Source organism: Nitratireductor kimnyeongensis, assembly GCF_019891395.1.
Classification (GTDB): Bacteria; Pseudomonadota; Alphaproteobacteria; order Rhizobiales; family Rhizobiaceae; genus Nitratireductor; species Nitratireductor kimnyeongensis.
This window is the reverse complement of the sequence record NZ_CP078143.1, coordinates 197,204-213,172: the sequence shown is the minus strand read 5'-3', so window position 1 is coordinate 213,172 and position 15,969 is coordinate 197,204. Positions and strand designations below refer to the sequence as shown.

General features: G+C 59.2%; 14 protein-coding genes. 11 read left to right on the top strand and 3 right to left on the bottom strand.

From position 1 onward, the window contains the following. Positions 1 to 315: 315 nt before the first annotated feature. The 3 genes from xth to erpA form a co-directional block, all read right to left on the bottom strand. The gene (xth, locus tag KW403_RS00985) at positions 316 to 1,107 is read right to left on the bottom strand and encodes an exodeoxyribonuclease III (protein WP_223020936.1); all 792 of its coding nucleotides are present in this window, start codon (positions 1,105 to 1,107) and stop codon (positions 316 to 318) included. A gap of 105 nt (positions 1,108 to 1,212) precedes the next feature. Next, positions 1,213 to 2,268: a polysaccharide deacetylase family protein gene (locus KW403_RS00980; protein WP_223020935.1), complete on the bottom strand. Its 1,056-nt coding sequence runs from the start codon at positions 2,266 to 2,268 to the stop codon at positions 1,213 to 1,215. Between the two features lie 329 nt (positions 2,269 to 2,597). Beyond that, positions 2,598 to 2,948: an iron-sulfur cluster insertion protein ErpA gene (gene erpA / locus KW403_RS00975; protein ID WP_223022382.1), complete on the bottom strand. Its 351-nt coding sequence runs from the start codon at positions 2,946 to 2,948 to the stop codon at positions 2,598 to 2,600. Positions 2,949 to 3,095: 147 nt separating this feature from the next. Here erpA and KW403_RS00970 point away from each other — a divergent pair, with 147 nt between their 5' ends. The 11 genes from KW403_RS00970 to serS all read left to right on the top strand — a co-directional run bounded on the left by KW403_RS00970 (position 3,096) and on the right by serS (position 15,969). Then, positions 3,096 to 4,316 (top strand): deoxyguanosinetriphosphate triphosphohydrolase, encoded by a 1,221-nt coding sequence (locus KW403_RS00970; protein ID WP_223020934.1) that lies wholly within the window; start codon positions 3,096 to 3,098, stop codon positions 4,314 to 4,316. A 60-nt stretch (positions 4,317 to 4,376) separates the two neighbouring features. After that, on the top strand, positions 4,377 to 6,134 hold the full coding sequence (argS, locus tag KW403_RS00965; protein WP_223020933.1) for an arginine--tRNA ligase: 1,758 nt from the start codon (positions 4,377 to 4,379) through the stop codon (positions 6,132 to 6,134). Between the two features lie 112 nt (positions 6,135 to 6,246). Continuing rightward, on the top strand, positions 6,247 to 9,021 hold the full coding sequence (locus KW403_RS00960; protein ID WP_223020932.1) for an SPOR domain-containing protein: 2,775 nt from the start codon (positions 6,247 to 6,249) through the stop codon (positions 9,019 to 9,021). A 90-nt stretch (positions 9,022 to 9,111) separates the two neighbouring features. Beyond that, a complete protein-coding gene (gene nagZ / locus KW403_RS00955; protein WP_223020931.1) occupies positions 9,112 to 10,131 on the top strand; it encodes a beta-N-acetylhexosaminidase in 1,020 nt (339 codons plus the stop codon). Positions 10,132 to 10,192: 61 nt separating this feature from the next. Then, positions 10,193 to 10,999, top strand: coding sequence for a segregation and condensation protein A (locus KW403_RS00950; RefSeq protein ID WP_223022381.1), 807 nt, complete (start codon positions 10,193 to 10,195; stop codon positions 10,997 to 10,999). Then, positions 10,992 to 11,723: an SMC-Scp complex subunit ScpB gene (gene scpB, locus KW403_RS00945; protein WP_223020930.1), complete on the top strand. Its 732-nt coding sequence runs from the start codon at positions 10,992 to 10,994 to the stop codon at positions 11,721 to 11,723. Before KW403_RS00950 ends, scpB begins: the two co-directional genes overlap by 8 nt. Positions 11,724 to 11,776: 53 nt before the next feature. Continuing rightward, on the top strand, positions 11,777 to 12,895 hold the full coding sequence (locus KW403_RS00940; protein ID WP_223020929.1) for an ABC transporter ATP-binding protein: 1,119 nt from the start codon (positions 11,777 to 11,779) through the stop codon (positions 12,893 to 12,895). A gap of 35 nt (positions 12,896 to 12,930) precedes the next feature. Continuing rightward, complete coding sequence (locus KW403_RS00935; protein WP_223020928.1) at positions 12,931 to 13,155, top strand: twin-arginine translocase TatA/TatE family subunit; 225 nt, start codon at positions 12,931 to 12,933, stop codon at positions 13,153 to 13,155. 52 nt (positions 13,156 to 13,207) lie between these two features. Beyond that, positions 13,208 to 13,789 (top strand): Sec-independent protein translocase protein TatB, encoded by a 582-nt coding sequence (tatB, locus tag KW403_RS00930; RefSeq protein WP_223020927.1) that lies wholly within the window; start codon positions 13,208 to 13,210, stop codon positions 13,787 to 13,789. Beyond that, positions 13,786 to 14,619, top strand: a complete 834-nt coding sequence (tatC, locus tag KW403_RS00925; RefSeq protein ID WP_223020926.1) for a twin-arginine translocase subunit TatC — start codon at positions 13,786 to 13,788, stop codon at positions 14,617 to 14,619. The genes tatB and tatC overlap by 4 nt, the downstream gene beginning before the upstream one ends. A gap of 66 nt (positions 14,620 to 14,685) precedes the next feature. Continuing rightward, entirely contained in the window at positions 14,686 to 15,969 is a 1,284-nt protein-coding gene (gene serS / locus KW403_RS00920) for a serine--tRNA ligase (protein ID WP_223020925.1), read from the top strand.

Below are 15,969 nucleotides of genomic sequence, written 5' to 3'. Positions count from 1 at the left end.
GGACAGGTTTTTCCAGATGCTTTGACGTCTGGATGCATGCCTGGTCCAGAATCTTCCACGATGAATTGTTGAGAACCATCTCGCACCGCGCCAGCCGTGGTCCGTCCGGAAGCGGGAGGCAGGTTGTTTGCCCCTGACGGAAAGCGGATCCATTGGCACGGCACAGGCAATCGGCCGCAGAGATGCCTGCGATCGGTAGAGAGAGCGTGATCGCCAGAGCGGCAATCCCGAGGTGCCGTAACATGGGCATAATGTGATCATGGTAACACGCGGGACGATATCTGGCCATCGCCACACGTGAATGCGGCCAGGCGTTCAGACGGGGCGCAACTTCAGCTCAAGCACGACAGGGACGTGATCGGATGGTTTTTCCCATCCGCGCGTGTGCTTTTCGACCGTCACCGCGCCTATATGATCGGCGGCTTCCGGAGAAAGCATCAAGTGATCGATGCGGATGCCGTTGTTCTTCTGCCAGGCACCTGCCTGATAATCCCAGAACGTGTAGACGCCATCATCCTGATTGACAGCGCGCAATGCGTCGGTGAAACCCAGGGCACCCAACCGCCGGAAGGCCTGCCGGCTTTCGGGGCGAAACAGGGCATCGCCTACCCAGGCTTCAGGATTTCTTGCATCTTCCCGTTCGGGGATGACGTTATAGTCGCCTGCCAGAACCAAGGGTTCTTCCAGCTTGAGACGCTCAGCACTCCACTTTTCGAGGCGTTCCATCCAGCCGAGCTTGTAGGGGAATTTTTCGCTGTCGACGGGGTTGCCGTTCGGCAAGTAGAGCGAAACGACCCTGAGAACGCCTTTATCGGTGGAGAACACACCCTCGATGAAGCGGGCCTGTTCGTCACTGTCATCACCGGGCAGGCCGCGATTGACCTCGTCGAAACGTAGTTTGGAAAGGAGTGCTACGCCGTTGAAGCCTTTCTGACCATGGGTCTCCACATGGTAGCCGAGTGCTTCGATCGGTTCGCGGGGAAAGAGCTCGTCGACCGATTTGATTTCCTGAAGACAGGCGATGTCCGGACTGGACTCTTCAAGCCAGTGCAGAAGATTGTCGATGCGCGCCTTGACGCCGTTGATGTTCCAGGTAGCGATCTTCATGGGGCCCTTCCACAACTCGACTCTTTCTTAGGTTGGTCGGGAATGCGCCGCAACCGCCTTGTGCAGGATACTGACAAACTGTGCCGGGCAACGGCCCGTCAGGCTTCAGGTTTGTCGAAGGCGAAACGGAAGGCCGGACAAGAGCGCGCGCACATAGCGCTTGCGCTGATAGAAGCCGTTGAGCGAAACCCGTGGCAGCGCCGTTGCCGCCTTGCCGGACGTCTCGGACAGGAGGCCAGGTCTCGTGGTGACTGCGGCAACAAAACCTGCCTGCCTCGCGGCTGCGATCTCCCGTGCACCGACAGCGGACGCGTATCCATATGGATACGCGAAGGTGGTGGGTTTCGCGCCCACATAGCCACCAACTCTCGCCGCCGACTGGACCATTTCCGTTTCAAGTCGCTTGTCATCCACCTTGGTCAGATTTGCATGCGTGAGTGTGTGTGCGCCGAAGTGGGCAAGGGGATCTGCTGCGAGCTCGGCAAGCTCACGGGCATTCATCGTCAAATGTTCAGTGATCGCGAGTGGATCTATACCATGTGCCGCTGCCAGACTATCGAGTCGCGCGATGGCAGTGTCTTCGTTCTCCGCATCATTTACGGCGTTTGCCAGACGGTCGAACAATGCGACCCGCTCGGCCCGTTGCTCGATGTTTACGCGTGTGTCAATTCCGAACGTCGAAAGATCGACGTCGTCCGTCCTCATGACGAGGTCTTGAGCGGTCTTCCACCAAATTGATCTGGTGCGCTCGACGAAGCCCGATGTGATGAAGATCGTATAGGGCACCGCGTGGCGCTGGAAGACGGGTGCGGCGAAACGTGCATTGTCTCGATAGCCGTCATCCAATGTGAAGCACACATATCGTCGCGTGTCCTGAGGATCAGCAAGCCGTTCGGGCAAATCTTCAAGAGCAATAGGTATCAGACCCTCTTCCTTGCAGACCTCGATGGCCTGTTCGAGGAAGGTGGGCGTTATGCTCAGCCAGGCATTGGGTGCCCAGTTTGCCGGGCTTTCCGGATCCACATGATGGAGGGCGAATATCACACCGCGTTGTGGGTTGGTCAGCGGCAAACCAAAATTCAGGGCCAGGGCCGTGCCCTCCAAGCCGGCGCGGATCAGCTCGTATCGGGCAGACCTTTTGAGAGCTTGAAGAGAGGGCATGGGAAGCTTGACGTCTTTCGATCAGTTGGATGACTGAGGGTTTTTGGTCGACGGATTTTTGCCTTAAACCGAAACAGGCGCGATCCAAGCAGAAAATGTTGAACAATTCCCTTCGGTAGATATCAGGTATTCTCTGCAACTTATGTTTGAAATCGGACTGTCGTCAAAAACGGTAGATGGATGCGCCTGCGTTTGTACCCGGTGCTTCAGCAGAAAGGGTTCAGATGATCGTGTGGAGCCGGTTGGGGGGGGGCAATCAGAGAAACGAAAAGCGCCGCAGCAGGAATACGCGGCGCTTTCTCAAAGAAACGATGATTTGTGAAGAAAGGTCAGATCGAGAAGCTGGTGCCGCAGCCACAAGAGGCGACAGCGTTCGGGTTCTTGATCTGGAAGGACTGGCCGATCAAATCATCAACAAAGTCGATCACGGATCCGCCCATATAGACGAGTGACAGATCGTCGATAAGGACGGTTGCCCCGTCCCGCTCGATGGCGTGATCGTCTTCGTTTCGTTGATCCGTGAGGTCGAACGCGTAGGAAAATCCCGAGCAGCCGCCACCCTCCACAGAGACGCGCAGAGCAATCTTGCCCGGCTCGTCCTTGAGAATGGTTGCGATGCGCTTTGCCGCAGCTTCCGTTAGTTCAACGCTCTTCATATCCGTACCCACGTCCATGCCCATGATGGTTGTCCTGACGGTCACCTTGCGTTCGTGTTCATTGAATAGGTATGAAGCCGAAGGCGGCAAGTCAACCTGAGCGACGCGGTCGGGTTTCAGGCGAGAGCAAAGGCAGGCCGGGGTGGGCTGCCCGAAAGGATGTTGCGGAGCATGGAAACGGACCAGGGTTTGAAGAATATCGGTTTCGGCTATCGCCCGCGCGCCGTATACGCGACAGATCCGGCGGCCTCGCGCGGGCGGCTTGTGGTGGAGCCCGAGAGCCCGACACGCACACCTTTTCAGCGCGACCGGGACCGCATCATCCATTCTACGGCGTTTCGACGCCTGAAGCACAAGACGCAGGTTTTCATCGCCCATGAGGGCGACCACTATCGCACGCGGCTGACCCACTCGATCGAAGTGGCGCAGATAGCACGTGCCCTTGCGCGTGCGCTGTGCTGTGACGAGGACCTGGCGGAGGCCATCGCACTGGTGCATGATTTCGGCCATACGCCGTTTGGACATACCGGAGAGGACGCGCTCGACGAACGCATGGCGCGATGGGGTGGTTTCGACCACAATGCCCAATCTCTGCGGATCGTGACCGAGCTTGAAAGCCGGTACGCGGAGTTCGATGGTCTCAACCTTTCCTGGGAAACGCTTGAAGGTCTGGTCAAGCACAACGGTCCGCTCATGAATGGTGAAGGCGAAGGGCTGGATGGCCCCATTCCGCAATCCATTCTCGACTATGTCGCCCAACATGACCTGGAACTGGCCCGTTTCGCGGGTATCGAAGCGCAATGTGCAGCGATTGCGGATGATATTGCCTACAACGCGCATGACATTGATGACGGCTTGCGTTCCGGGCTCCTGACGCTTGAAATGTTGGAAGAGGTTGGCCTGCCGGGAAGGATTCTTGGAGAGATCCGACGCCGCTATCCCGAGCTCGATCCGGTGCGCCGCGGGCATGAACTCATGCGGCGGCAAATAACGGCGATGGTGGAAGACGTGATTGTGGCTTCGCGAAAGCGGCTGGAGGTTCTGAGACCGGACAGTGCGGACGCGGTGCACGATGCGGGTTTCACGATTGTCGCATTCTCGGACCAGATGGCGGCGGAAGAAAAAGAACTGAAGCGTTTTCTTTACGCCAATCTCTATCGCCATGAGACGGTTTTAGCGGTTCGAGCGCGTGCCGACCGGATCGTGAAGGACCTGTTCGACGCTTATTTCGACAACCCGCGTGAGATGCCCGAGGGGTGGCGTGATGGTTTGGAGGTAGCAGAGGACGGCGAGAAGGCCCGCCTGGTGGCCGATTTTCTTTCCGGCATGACGGACACCTACGCGGTGAAGGAGCATCAGCGTCTGTTTGACCAGACTCCTGATTTGAGCTAGTGCCAACCGCAATTCCGCCATCGTGCGGACGACAAAGATCTTTCTTTCAGGACATCGTCCATGAACATTTTCGCCGATTTCACAGATCGGGTCGCCAAGACCATTGAAGCTCTCAACCTGCAATCTGGCAGCGGTGAGGCGCTTGACCTTTCGCGCGTGGCTGTTGAACCGCCGCGTGATGCGAGCCATGGTGACGTGGCGACGAATGCAGCCATGGTGCTGGCAAAGGCCGTCGGTGAGAATCCGCGAGCGCTGGGCGAGAAGATCGCCAAAGCATTTGAGGCCGATCCCGACGTTGCTGCGGCTACGGTGGCCGGGCCAGGTTTTGTGAACCTGAAGCTGAGCGACAGTTTCTGGCAGGCGCGGCTGAGCGAGATTTTGGATCTCGGTATCGACTACGGCCGCTCGCAGATGGGGCGGGGCCAGAAGGTGAATGTCGAATATGTCTCGGCCAACCCGACCGGACCGATGCATGTGGGGCATTGCCGTGGCGCGGTGGTGGGCGATGCGCTTGCCAATCTTCTGTCCTTCGCCGGCTATGACGTGGCACGCGAGTATTACATCAACGACGCGGGCGTGCAGATCGATGTGCTCGGCCAATCGGTGATGCTGCGTTACCGCGAGGCGCTGGGTGAGAAGATCGCCGAAATTCCTGCAGGGCTCTATCCGGGGGATTATCTGGTACCGCTGGGCCAGACGCTTGCGGACGAGTTCGGCACGAAGCTTCTTGAAATGCCCTCCGCTGAGGCACTGACGATCGTCAAGGACAGGGCTGTCGAAGGCATGATGGCGATGATCCGGGACGATCTCGCCGCGTTGAACATTCGCCATGATGTGTTCTTTTCGGAACGCTCACTGCATGAGGGCAATGGCGGGATGATCCGGTCGGCGATTAACGACCTCACGATGAAGGGGCATGTCTACAAGGGCAAACTGCCGCCACCGAAGGGGCAGAAGCCCGACGAGTGGGAGGATCGCGAGCAGACGCTTTTCCGCTCGACGGAAGTGGGGGACGACATTGATCGCCCATTGATGAAGTCGGATGGCAGCTTCACCTATTTCGCGGCTGACGTGGCCTACATGAAGGACAAGCTGGATCGGGGTTTTGAACATCTGATCTACGTGCTTGGCGCTGACCATAGCGGCTATGTGAAGCGATTGCAGGCCGTAGCGCGTGCTCTCGCGGAGGACAGCGTCGACCTGACAGTGCTTCTGTGCCAACTCGTAAAGCTATTTCGCGGAGGCGAGCCTGTTCGCATGTCAAAGAGGGCAGGGGAGTTCGTTACCCTTCGGGAGGCCGTGGACGAGGTGGGACGTGATCCGATCCGCTTCATGATGCTGTACCGCAAGAACGACGCTCCGCTCGATTTCGATTTTGAGAAGGTGACGGAACAGTCGAAGGATAACCCCGTCTTCTATGTGCAGTATGCTTCCGCCCGAAGCTATTCGGCATTTCGGCAGGCAGGCGAGCAACTCGGCGTGAACGAATTCAGTCGGACTGAGATGAAGGCTCAGCTTGGCAAGCTTACGGATGAAGGCGAATTGGCGCTGGTTCGCAAGCTGGCGGAGTACCCGCGACTGATCGAAAGTGCTGCCCAGGTAATGGAACCGCACAGGTTGGCGTTCTATCTCTATGACCTGGCAAGCCTGTTCCATGCTCAGTGGAACAAGGGCAGCGAAACAGCCGACTTACGTTTTGTTAAGGTTAACGATCCAGAATTGACCTATGCCAGACTGGGTCTGGTGCAGGCAGTTCGCGATGTGTTGACATCCGGGCTTGCGTTGATCGGGGCCGAGGCGCCTTCTGAGATGCGCTGACCGCATCCCGTAAAGGGGTGCGGTGGTCTGTCACCTTTTGCCCACATTGCGCTGGTACCCGACAATTGTACGACGTCGCGGGCGTCTACCGAGTGTGAGTGCGGAAAAAAGCATGGCAGATCATAGCTCGAACCAACGCGCGGATAGCGCCGTTTTTTCTGAGGACGACCCATTTGCGGAACTGACCCGCATTATGGGCCACGATCCACGGCGCGCCGAGGCGTCCAGCAATGAGGCCGAGCAGGAGGGCGATGACCTCGCGCTTGAGCTCGAGAACGAATTGCTTGGCGATCTGGCAGAGTTTTCCGACGAGGTTCATGAGGAAGCAGTTCCCCAGAACGACTGGCAGCCTCAGCCATCGAGCGACTGGCGTTTCGATGCTGATGAGGCGACGCAGGCTCCTGGTGAGCCTGCGGTTGATATCGCGGCCGACATGGCCGACGAACTCGACGAGAGTTTTGCTGCCAGTTTTGAAAGCGAAATGCGGCTGGAGCCTGCTGACGACCTGTCGGCCGTTTCGGCCTCTGAGGAAGAAGTTGTCAGATCTTCCGAACCTCCCGAAGTTTTTGATCCACAGAGCCTTGAGACTGAAGCGATCGAGCCTCAATTCTCCGGGGTTGACCTGGATATGACCGATCCCAGCGCCCCTGTTGCCGAAACAGGATTCATCCGTGAAGAGCAGACGGAAGGGGCTGCGGAGGCTGATGACCTGGACTTCAGCGATCAGGACTTCGCCCAACTTGACAACGATCTCGAAGCCTCCCTGGCCAACGAGGATTGGTTCCGTCCTGAGAAAGAGGTCGCTGATCAGAACTTCGGAACCTCCGGTGCCGAGGCTTCTTTTGCGCATCAATCTGATCATGCGGAAATCGACGAGAAACCGGGAACACCCGAACCGGAGGATTTTTTCGAGCCCCAGAGGGCTGCAGTTGACCACCCTGTCGAATTCGACGATGTCGAAGACACCGGGCAATCTGAAGTTCCGGCGAGTTTCGATCCGGCTGCAGACATAGCGGCCAGTGCGGACCCGTTTCTTTCGCCGCAGGCCTTCGCCTCCTCAATAGCTCAGGGAACCGAGCGGACGAGTGCGGTCGCCGGAGCGGTTGCACACGAAGAGCATGATTTTACCGCGAGTCTTGAAGAGCAGCTTTCGGCGGGGTTTGCCGATGAAACGTTGCCTGTGGAGCCGGCCATAGAGCCGGAAGCGGATGAAAGCCTGCAGGACGAGAGCGCCTGGGACGTATTCGAGGCTGTTGAGCCGAAGTCGGAACTGTCGGTCGAGGATGACCCAGTGGATGCCACTCTTTCTGCACCTTTCTGGCAGCAGCCGGAGCATTCCCCTGGCACTCGGTCCCCGGCAACCGAACCATCCGTGCCGCATATCGATACAGTCGATGTGCCCGGAAATGAACGGGTGCAGGTGGAGGACGCCGCGCATATTCCCGAGTTCGTGAGCGAACCAGAGCGTGTGCCCGAGGCGGGATCCGATGATCTCGAACTGGCATTGGCACGGGCCTTTGGCGACAGCGAGAGTTTGCCCGCTGCAACGCACTCGGATGCAAGCGATGAGCCGTTTGCAACTGTCCCCGCCGATGCATATGCCGCTGCTGCACTGCAGCCCACGGAGCAGACCCGCGACGAGGACGATTTCGGCTTCGAAACCGCCTTCGCAGACAGTTTTTACGAGCCGGATAACGCCGCTGGCCAAGACAAAGAGGTGGCTGGCGACAACCAGCAACCGGACGCAGCCGACGCCTTCGCGCTTTCGGATGTGGATTCTTGGGGAGATCCGTCGGAGGACTTCGAGCGGGATCAAGCCTCCTTCGCGCCTGAGGCGGCCGCTGTGTCCGCGCGTCCCGGACTGCTTTCAAGCCGTCGGAACCTGGCGATGTTCGGTGTTGCGGGAGGCGTCGTCATTCTCGCGCTTGTGGGCGTTTTTGCCTTTGGGGGCGGCGGTGAGGACAATTCCGCACCGGTGGTGGTCCGAGCCGACAATGAGCCCATCAAAGTGAAGCCGGAAACACCCGGCGGAGAACAGGTTCCAAATCAGGATAATCAGGTCTACCAGAGGGTTTCGGGCGCCGATGCCGGCACTGATCCCGTTCAGGAACGGCTTGTTTCGACGGCCGAGGAACCGGTCGATGTTCCGCAAGCTGCGCCAAAGTCGGAGGAGCGTCTGACGCCGGGCGCCGGCGATACGGTGACCGCGACCAGCGAGCCGGTGACGGCAATGACGCCACGCCGCGTGCGCACGATGGTGGTTCGGCCGGACGGCACGATTGTTCCTCGCGAGCCGGAAGCGCCGGTACAGAATGCAGAAGCCGCTGTGGCGACCGGGAATGACAGCGTTCCCGCATCGCAGGTTGGAGCTACGATCGCACAGCCGCAAACGAGCCAGGAAACACCTCCGGATGCGCGCCTTGCGAGTGCAGATCCGCTGAACGGATCATCGGAAGATGCGAATGCTACCGCGGGCAGTGTACCGGTCACCGCACCGGTCCCGCCCTCACGCCCCGCTGCAACAGCAGCGCAGCCTCCGCGAACTGTTGAAACATCCCAGCCCGCTCAGGTCGCAGCAGCCCCCAGTCAGCCGGCGCAACCTGTTGCCCAGACACCCGCTCCGGCACCGGTTACTTCCGGTTCGGACGGTTGGTCAGTGCAGATTTCCTCCCAGCCGACCGTGGAAGCCGCGCAAAAGTCCTATCAGGACATGGCGCAACGCTACGGAGGTCTCCTGACCGGGAAAGGCGTGAACATCGTCAAGGCCGAGATCGCAGGAAAGGGCACATACTATCGTGTCCGTATACCCTCATCCTCGAAAGACGAAGCAATCCGTCTTTGCTCGCAGCTCAAGTCGGCAGGAGGCAGTTGCTTCGTTTCGAAGTGATCTGGGAACAAGACCAGTCAAAACCGCCGCCATCGCGCGGCGGTTTTTTGTTTTCTTTTCCAGATTCCCGAGCCCGGTTATCCTGTTGTCATGAGCGAATCAAAATCCATGATCCTCGGCGCGACGGGGAAGAAGCTGACGGCGGATGAAATCGCCTTCTATCGCGACGAGCGCCCTTGGGGCTTTATCCTATTCGCGCGCAATGTGGATGAACCTGCGCAGTTGAGCGATCTTGTCGCTTCCATGCGTGACAGTGTCGGGAGACCCGATGCGCCGGTTTTCATCGATCAGGAGGGTGGCAGGGTGCAGCGTATGCGTCCTCCTCTGGCGGCCAATTATCCGACGGCGAGTGAACTGGGCAGGGTTTTTGCAAAGGATCCGGACCTGGGAGTGCGCGCAGCGTGGCTGATGTCGCGTCTCCATGCAATGGATCTCCGGCGCTATGGGATCACCGCGGATTGTCTGCCGGTACTCGACGTTCCCGTTTCCGGTGCGCATGACGTGATCGGGGATCGTGCTTACGCTCATGACCCGCAGACGGTGATCGCACTTGGTCGGGCGGCGAGTGAGGGGCTGATGGCGGGGGGGGTTCTCCCGGTGATGAAGCACATGCCGGGCCACGGGCGGGCCTTTGCGGACAGCCACAAGGCGCTGCCCGAGGTGACAGCTTCCCTGGATGAGCTACGCTCGCATGATTTTGTGCCATTCAAGGCGCTAGCGGACCTACCGATGGCGATGACTGCACATATCGTCTTTCATGCGATCGACCGAGAGCGGCCAGCGACCACTTCGGACAAGGTGATCCGAGACATCATTCGAGGCGAAATCGGCTTTGACGGACTCCTGATGAGCGATGACGTGTCGATGCACGCACTTTCTGGGGATTTCTCGCAACGGGCCGAAGCAATCCTTGCGGCGGGCTGTGATCTCGTCCTTCACTGTCATGGGATTATGCCGGAAATGCAGGCTGTCGCCGAAAAGGCGCCTGAATTGTCGGGCAAGAGCCTGGAGCGGGCCAAACGTGCACTGGCTTGCCTCAATCCGGGGGACGGTACGGAAGAATTGGCTGCGCGCGCTGAATTCGAGGAGTGCTTCGCGGCGGTCGCCTGACGAAAAAGGTCAATGACGCTTGGCGCAAAACGCTGAAAAATCCGCCGTCAAACCGGCACCCATGGACAAGCTGTGGGACGATCAGGAAAAGGAGCACGGTGTCTCCGAGCCTGCGCTGACGGTTGACGTCGATGGTTTTGAAGGACCGCTCGACCTTCTTCTTCACCTGGCACGTACGCAGAAGGTGGATCTGGCGCGCATCTCGGTTCTCGCCCTTGCCGAGCAATACATCGCTTTCATTGAAAAAGTACGCAAGATGCGGCTGGAGTTGGCCGCCGACTACCTGGTGATGGCGGCCTGGCTTGCCTATCTGAAATCACGCTTGCTGATCCCCAAGAAGCCGGAGGATGAAGAGCCGACCGGTGAGGAAATGGCGGCACTTCTTCAGTTCCGTCTGAAACGGCTGGAAGCGATGCGCGATGCGGCGGCGCGGCTTGTGAATCGTAACCGTCTGGGCCGGGACGTGTTTGCTCGTGGAATGCCAGAGTCGGTGATCGTTCAGAAGGAGAGCGCCTTTACAGCGTCGCTCTATGATCTGCTTACCGCCTATGCCTCTCAGCGTCAGCGCCGTGCGGTGACGAATGTACGCATTGCCAAGCGTGGCGTCTGGTCGCTCAAACAGGCGCGGGAAATCCTGGTGCGCATGATCGGTGAATTCGGAGACTGGACCGCGCTGGATCATTTTCTCATCCGCTATATGGCCAACGCGGAGGAACGCGCGACAGCAACCGCAAGCGCTTTCGCCGCCTCTCTCGAACTGGTGCGTGAAGGAGCTCTCGAAATCCGTCAGCAGGAACCCTTCGCGCCCATCTACATGCGTACGGGCAAGAAGGCGCCGGCCAGCCTCTTTGAGAATGCCGATGACTGAAAACAGCAATGTAGTGCGCCTCGTCGCCAATGAAGGCGAGCCGGAAAACGACGCTTCTGAGGCGCGTTCGCCGCATCTCGTCGAGGTCAAACGGATGGTGGAGGCCATTATTTTCGCAAGTGCAGAACCGGTGGCCGAAAGGGCGTTGGCTGAGCGTCTGCCCGACGGGACCGATGTTGCCGCAGCTCTGACCGAACTTCAAAAAGACTATGAAAAGCGTGGGGTGAACCTCGTTCGCGTCGAAAACAGCTGGGCGTTTCGGACAGCTAGCGATCTTTCGTTCCTGATGAATCGCAATGCGGTTCAGCAGCGCAAATTGTCGCGCGCAGCGCTCGAAATGTTGGCCGTGATTGCCTACCACCAGCCGGTCACGCGTGCGGAGATCGAGGAAATTCGCGGTGTGGAGACGTCCAAGGGGACGCTCGACATTCTGCTCGAGACGGGCTGGGTCAAGATGCGTGGTCGCCGCCGCACGCCCGGACGTCCGGTAACCTATGGAACCAGCACGGAATTTCTGGATCACTTCGGTCTGTCGGAACTGCGCGATCTGCCGGGTATCGATGAGCTGAAAGGAGCTGGGCTGCTCTCCGCCAGAATGCCGGCCAATTTCTCCGTGCCACAGCCAATGACCGATCCGGACGAACTCACAGAAGATGAAGATCCGTTGACGGATATCGATCTGGAGGAACTTGGTCTGTTGACACCGCTCGCTGAGGATGATTGACGGAAGTCCTGCGGGACAGGGGCCGCCTGCGATCCATCCAGGGATACCGGTGCATGGACAATAAGAAGCACAGTTCGGCGCGTGGAACGGCCGGCGTCAGCTTCGCGGCGCGTCTTTCTTTCCAGAATATCAGCCACGCTTACCCTTCGGGAACGCAAACACTGAGAGACGTGTCGCTCTGCGCGGAGCCCGGTGAGGTGCTTTGTCTTCTCGGACCTTCGGGATCAGGCAAGACGACCCTTCTCAGGATTGCGGCCGGCATTGAAGCGCAGCGCTCGGGCCGGGTGTTTCTGAATGAGCGGGAAATTGCCGGGCCAAATGTATTTCTGCCGCCCGAGAAGCGCTCTATCGGTCTTGTGTTTCAGGACTTTGCGCTGTTTCCGCATCTGACGATTCTCGACAATGTGCGATTTGGCCTGACCGCACTGTCGGGCGAGGAAGCGCAGAAAGAAGCAATGATCGCGCTCGAGCGCGTCGGGCTCGAAGGTTATGCCGGTGCCTATCCGCACGTGCTTTCGGGTGGTGAACAGCAGCGTGTCGCTCTGGCGCGGGCGCTGGCGCCGCGGCCGGCGGTGCTTTTGATGGATGAGCCATTTTCAGGGCTCGATTCCCGTTTGAAAGACAGTGTGCGGGCCGAAACGCTTTCCATTCTGCGGCAAAGCCGTGCGACTGCTGTCGTGGTGACGCATGATGCCGAAGAAGCCATGCGCATGGGAGACAGGATTGCGCTTCTCAAGGACGGGAAGCTTGTTCAGGTGGGGACCGCCGAAGAGCTCTATCGACGCCCCGCCGATCTTTTCGTGGCCGGTTTCTTTTCCGAGATCAACGAGTTTGACGGGCAGGTGCACGGGGGCAATGTCGAAACGCCTCTGGGGCGTTTCTCGGCAAACGGGCTGAAAGAGGGCGCGGATGCGACTGTTGTGGTCCGCCTGTCCGGTTTTCTGGTGGATCAAGAGCATGGTTCCGTGCCGGCGCGGATCGTTTCGCGGCGGTTCCTCGGCGTGGTGGAGTTTCTCGAGCTTGCGATACCTGGTGCCGACCGTCACGTGCGGGCGCGGGTGCGCTGCGGGCAGTTGCAACCGGGTGTGCGGGATATCTGGCTGAATGTAATCGAGAGCGATGTTCTCGTATTCGAGAGACAATCGTTTGAAACATCGCGCGAAAGCGCATAAATCAAATCAATGGCAATTGGTGAAAGAGACTGATCATGGGTTCCTTTTCAATCTGGCACTGGCTTATCGTGCTCGTCGTGGTGCTGCTCCTTTTCGGGCGCGGCAAGATCCCCGAGCTGATGGGCGACATGGCCAAGGGCATCAAGAGCTTCAAAAAGGGCATGTCCGACGATGATGAGGACACGACCAAGACGGTCGAACATCAGGCCGATGAGCCGGTGAAGGAAGCAAGCAAGCCGAGCAAGAAAAAGTCCGGCTGATTCGCTGCTTTCCAGCAGCGTCTTCACTTCTCGCTATCCGATCCGGTGACCTATGTTTGATCTTGGCTGGCCCGAAATCATGGTGATCGCCATCGTCCTGATCGTCGTGGTCGGGCCGAAGGACTTGCCGCGCATGTTGCGCACCTTTGGGCGTACGACGTCCAAATTGCGCACCATGGCGGGCGATTTTCGCAAGCAGTTCGATGAGGCGCTGCAGGAGGCGGAGCTTGATGACGTCAAATCCCTCGTGGATGACGCACGCAAGCTCGATCCACGCAACGAGATCAAGAAACATCTCAACCCGATCGAGAAGGTGGGGCAGGAGATCCGGTCCGGTCTCGATGCGGCGATGAAGCCGCAGGCGGCGAAATCAGGCGCGCCGGCGTCCAAGGAACCGCAAGCGGCGGCCCCGGCAAAGGCGGGCGCGACCCGGATGCCCGGTGAGGCAAAGCCCAAGGCCGCAGCGGAGAGCAAAACGGGAACTGCACGGAAAACGGCAGCGAAGCCGGGGGCGGCCAAAGCACCGGCAACAATGCCGGCGACGACGGCCAAGCCAAAAACAGGCAGCAAAATCAAAACGGCGAGCGCGGCCAAGCGTGCGCCGGCAAAAAAGACCAGCGGAGCCAAGTCGTGAACGCCGAACGTGACGACGATATCGATCAGTCTTCCGCGCCGCTGATCGAACATCTGATCGAACTTCGGTCCCGCCTGATGTGGGCGCTTGCCGGGTTTTTCGTGGCGTTCCTGGTCTGCTTCTTCTTTGCCAAACAGATTTTCAATCTGCTCGTCATCCCGTTCCAGTGGGCATCCCAATGGGCTGGGCTCGATGCGGACAAGGTGGATCTGATCTACACCGCGCCGCAGGAGTTCTTTTTCACGCAGATCAAGCTCGCCATGTTCGGCGGGCTCGTCCTTGCCTTTCCGGTGATCGCGCTGCAGGTGTATAAATTCGTCGCGCCGGGGCTCTATCGCAATGAGCGGCGGGCCTTCATGCCGTTCCTGATAGCCTCGCCGATCCTGTTCATGATTGGTGCTGCGCTCGTCTATTTCTTCTTCACGCCGATGGTCATGTGGTTCTTCCTGTCCATGCAGCAGGTGGGGCCGGACAACACGGTGCAGATCTCGCTTCTGCCCAAAGTTTCGGAATATCTCGGGCTGATCATGACGCTGATCCTCTCCTTCGGGCTGGTGTTTCAGCTTCCGGTGGTGACGACGCTGATGGCGCGGGTGGGGCTTCTGACCTCGACGGGGCTCGCCGACAAGCGCAAATATGCGATCGTGGCGGCGTTTGTCGCAGCGGCGATCCTGACTCCGCCGGATCCGGTGAGCCAGATCGGTCTTGCGCTTCCGACCATCCTTCTCTACGAAATTGCCATCTGGGCTGCCCGTATGGTCGAGCGCCAGCGCGAGAAGGAAAAGACCGCGCAGGACGAGACCGACGAAGCGGACCAGCCGACCGCCTAGATTTGCTGGCTTTCCTGTCGCGTTCGAGGCGGTTCACCGCAATCTCTCCGCGATTGGAAATCTGACATGCTCGACATCAAATGGATTCGCGAGAACCCGCAGGCGCTGGACGAAGCGCTGAATAAGCGCGGCGCGGACCCTGAAAGCGCGAAGCTTCTGGCGCTCGACGAAGCGCGCCGCCAGCACCTGACAAAACTTCAGGAGGCGCAGGAGCGCCGCAATGCCGCTTCCAAGGAAATCGGCAAGGCGATGGCCTCCGGCGACAAGGAGCTCGCCGAGAAGCTGAAGGCCGAGGTGTCGGAGCTGAAGAGCTTTGTTCAGGATGGCGAAGCCGAGGAGCGGCGCCATGACGCCGCGCTGAACGACGCGCTGGCGCGCATTCCCAATGTTCCGCTCGACGATGTGCCGGTTGGCGCTGACGAGAGCGGCAATGTGGAAGTTCGCAAACATGGCGAGCCGAAGCGCGCCAACTGGGCGAAGGAGCATTTCGAGATCGGCGAGGCACTCGGCCAGATGGATTTCGAGCGCGCGGCGAAGCTCTCGGGCTCGCGCTTCACGGTGCTTTCGGGGCAGCTTGCCCGTCTGGAGCGTGCGCTTGGGCAGTTCATGCTCGACCTGCACACGCTGGAGCATGGCTATACGGAAGTCCAGCCGCCGCTTCTGGTGCGCGACGATGCCATGTTCGGCACCGGTCAGCTGCCGAAGTTCACCGAGGATCTTTTCCGCGCCGGCGATGATCACTGGCTGATCCCCACCGCTGAAGTTTCGCTCACCAATCTGGTGCGCGAGGAAATTCTCGATGGCGAAAAGCTGCCGCTTCGCTTTACCGCGCTGACGCCGTGCTTTCGTTCAGAAGCGGGATCTGCTGGGCGCGACACGCGTGGCATGTTGCGTCAGCACCAGTTCTACAAGGTGGAGCTCGTCTCGATTACCGATGCCGAAAGCGCGATTGACGAGCATGAGCGCATGACGGCCTGTGCCGAAACCGTGCTGAAGAAGCTCGACCTTCCGTTCCGCACCATGGTGTTGTGCACGGGCGACATGGGCTTTGGTGCACGCAAGACCTATGATCTGGAAGTATGGCTGCCGGGGCAGAACGCCTATCGCGAGATTTCGTCCTGCTCCGTCTGCGGTGATTTTCAGGGGCGGCGCATGAATGCGCGCTACCGGGTTGCGGGCGAGAAGCAGACACGCTTCGTGCACACGCTCAACGGTTCGGGAACGGCGGTTGGCCGGGCGCTGATTGCGGTTCTGGAAAATTACCAGAACGAGGACGGCAGTGTCACGATACCGTCAGCGCTGAAACCTTATATGGGCGGCCTGGAGAAAATCGAAGCAGTAGAGGACTGA

Bases quoted from the DNA above. Each gene is read 5' to 3' on its own strand.
- KW403_RS00935 (WP_223020928.1), top strand. From the start codon at position 12,931: ATGGGTTCCTTTTCAATCTGGCACTGGCTTATCGTGCTCGTCGTGGTG.
- scpB (WP_223020930.1), top strand. From the start codon at position 10,992: ATGACTGAAAACAGCAATGTAGTGCGCCTCGTCGCCAATGAAGGCGAG.
- nagZ (WP_223020931.1), top strand. From the start codon at position 9,112: ATGAGCGAATCAAAATCCATGATCCTCGGCGCGACGGGGAAGAAGCTG.
- xth (WP_223020936.1), bottom strand. From the start codon at position 1,107: ATGAAGATCGCTACCTGGAACATCAACGGCGTCAAGGCGCGCATCGAC.
- erpA (WP_223022382.1), bottom strand. From the start codon at position 2,948: ATGGGCATGGACGTGGGTACGGATATGAAGAGCGTTGAACTAACGGAA.
- KW403_RS00960 (WP_223020932.1), top strand. From the start codon at position 6,247: ATGGCAGATCATAGCTCGAACCAACGCGCGGATAGCGCCGTTTTTTCT.
- KW403_RS00940 (WP_223020929.1), top strand. From the start codon at position 11,777: ATGGACAATAAGAAGCACAGTTCGGCGCGTGGAACGGCCGGCGTCAGC.
- KW403_RS00970 (WP_223020934.1), top strand. From the start codon at position 3,096: ATGGAAACGGACCAGGGTTTGAAGAATATCGGTTTCGGCTATCGCCCG.
- serS (WP_223020925.1), top strand. From the start codon at position 14,686: ATGCTCGACATCAAATGGATTCGCGAGAACCCGCAGGCGCTGGACGAA.
- tatB (WP_223020927.1), top strand. From the start codon at position 13,208: ATGTTTGATCTTGGCTGGCCCGAAATCATGGTGATCGCCATCGTCCTG.
- KW403_RS00950 (WP_223022381.1), top strand. From the start codon at position 10,193: ATGGACAAGCTGTGGGACGATCAGGAAAAGGAGCACGGTGTCTCCGAG.
- KW403_RS00980 (WP_223020935.1), bottom strand. From the start codon at position 2,268: ATGCCCTCTCTTCAAGCTCTCAAAAGGTCTGCCCGATACGAGCTGATC.
- argS (WP_223020933.1), top strand. From the start codon at position 4,377: ATGAACATTTTCGCCGATTTCACAGATCGGGTCGCCAAGACCATTGAA.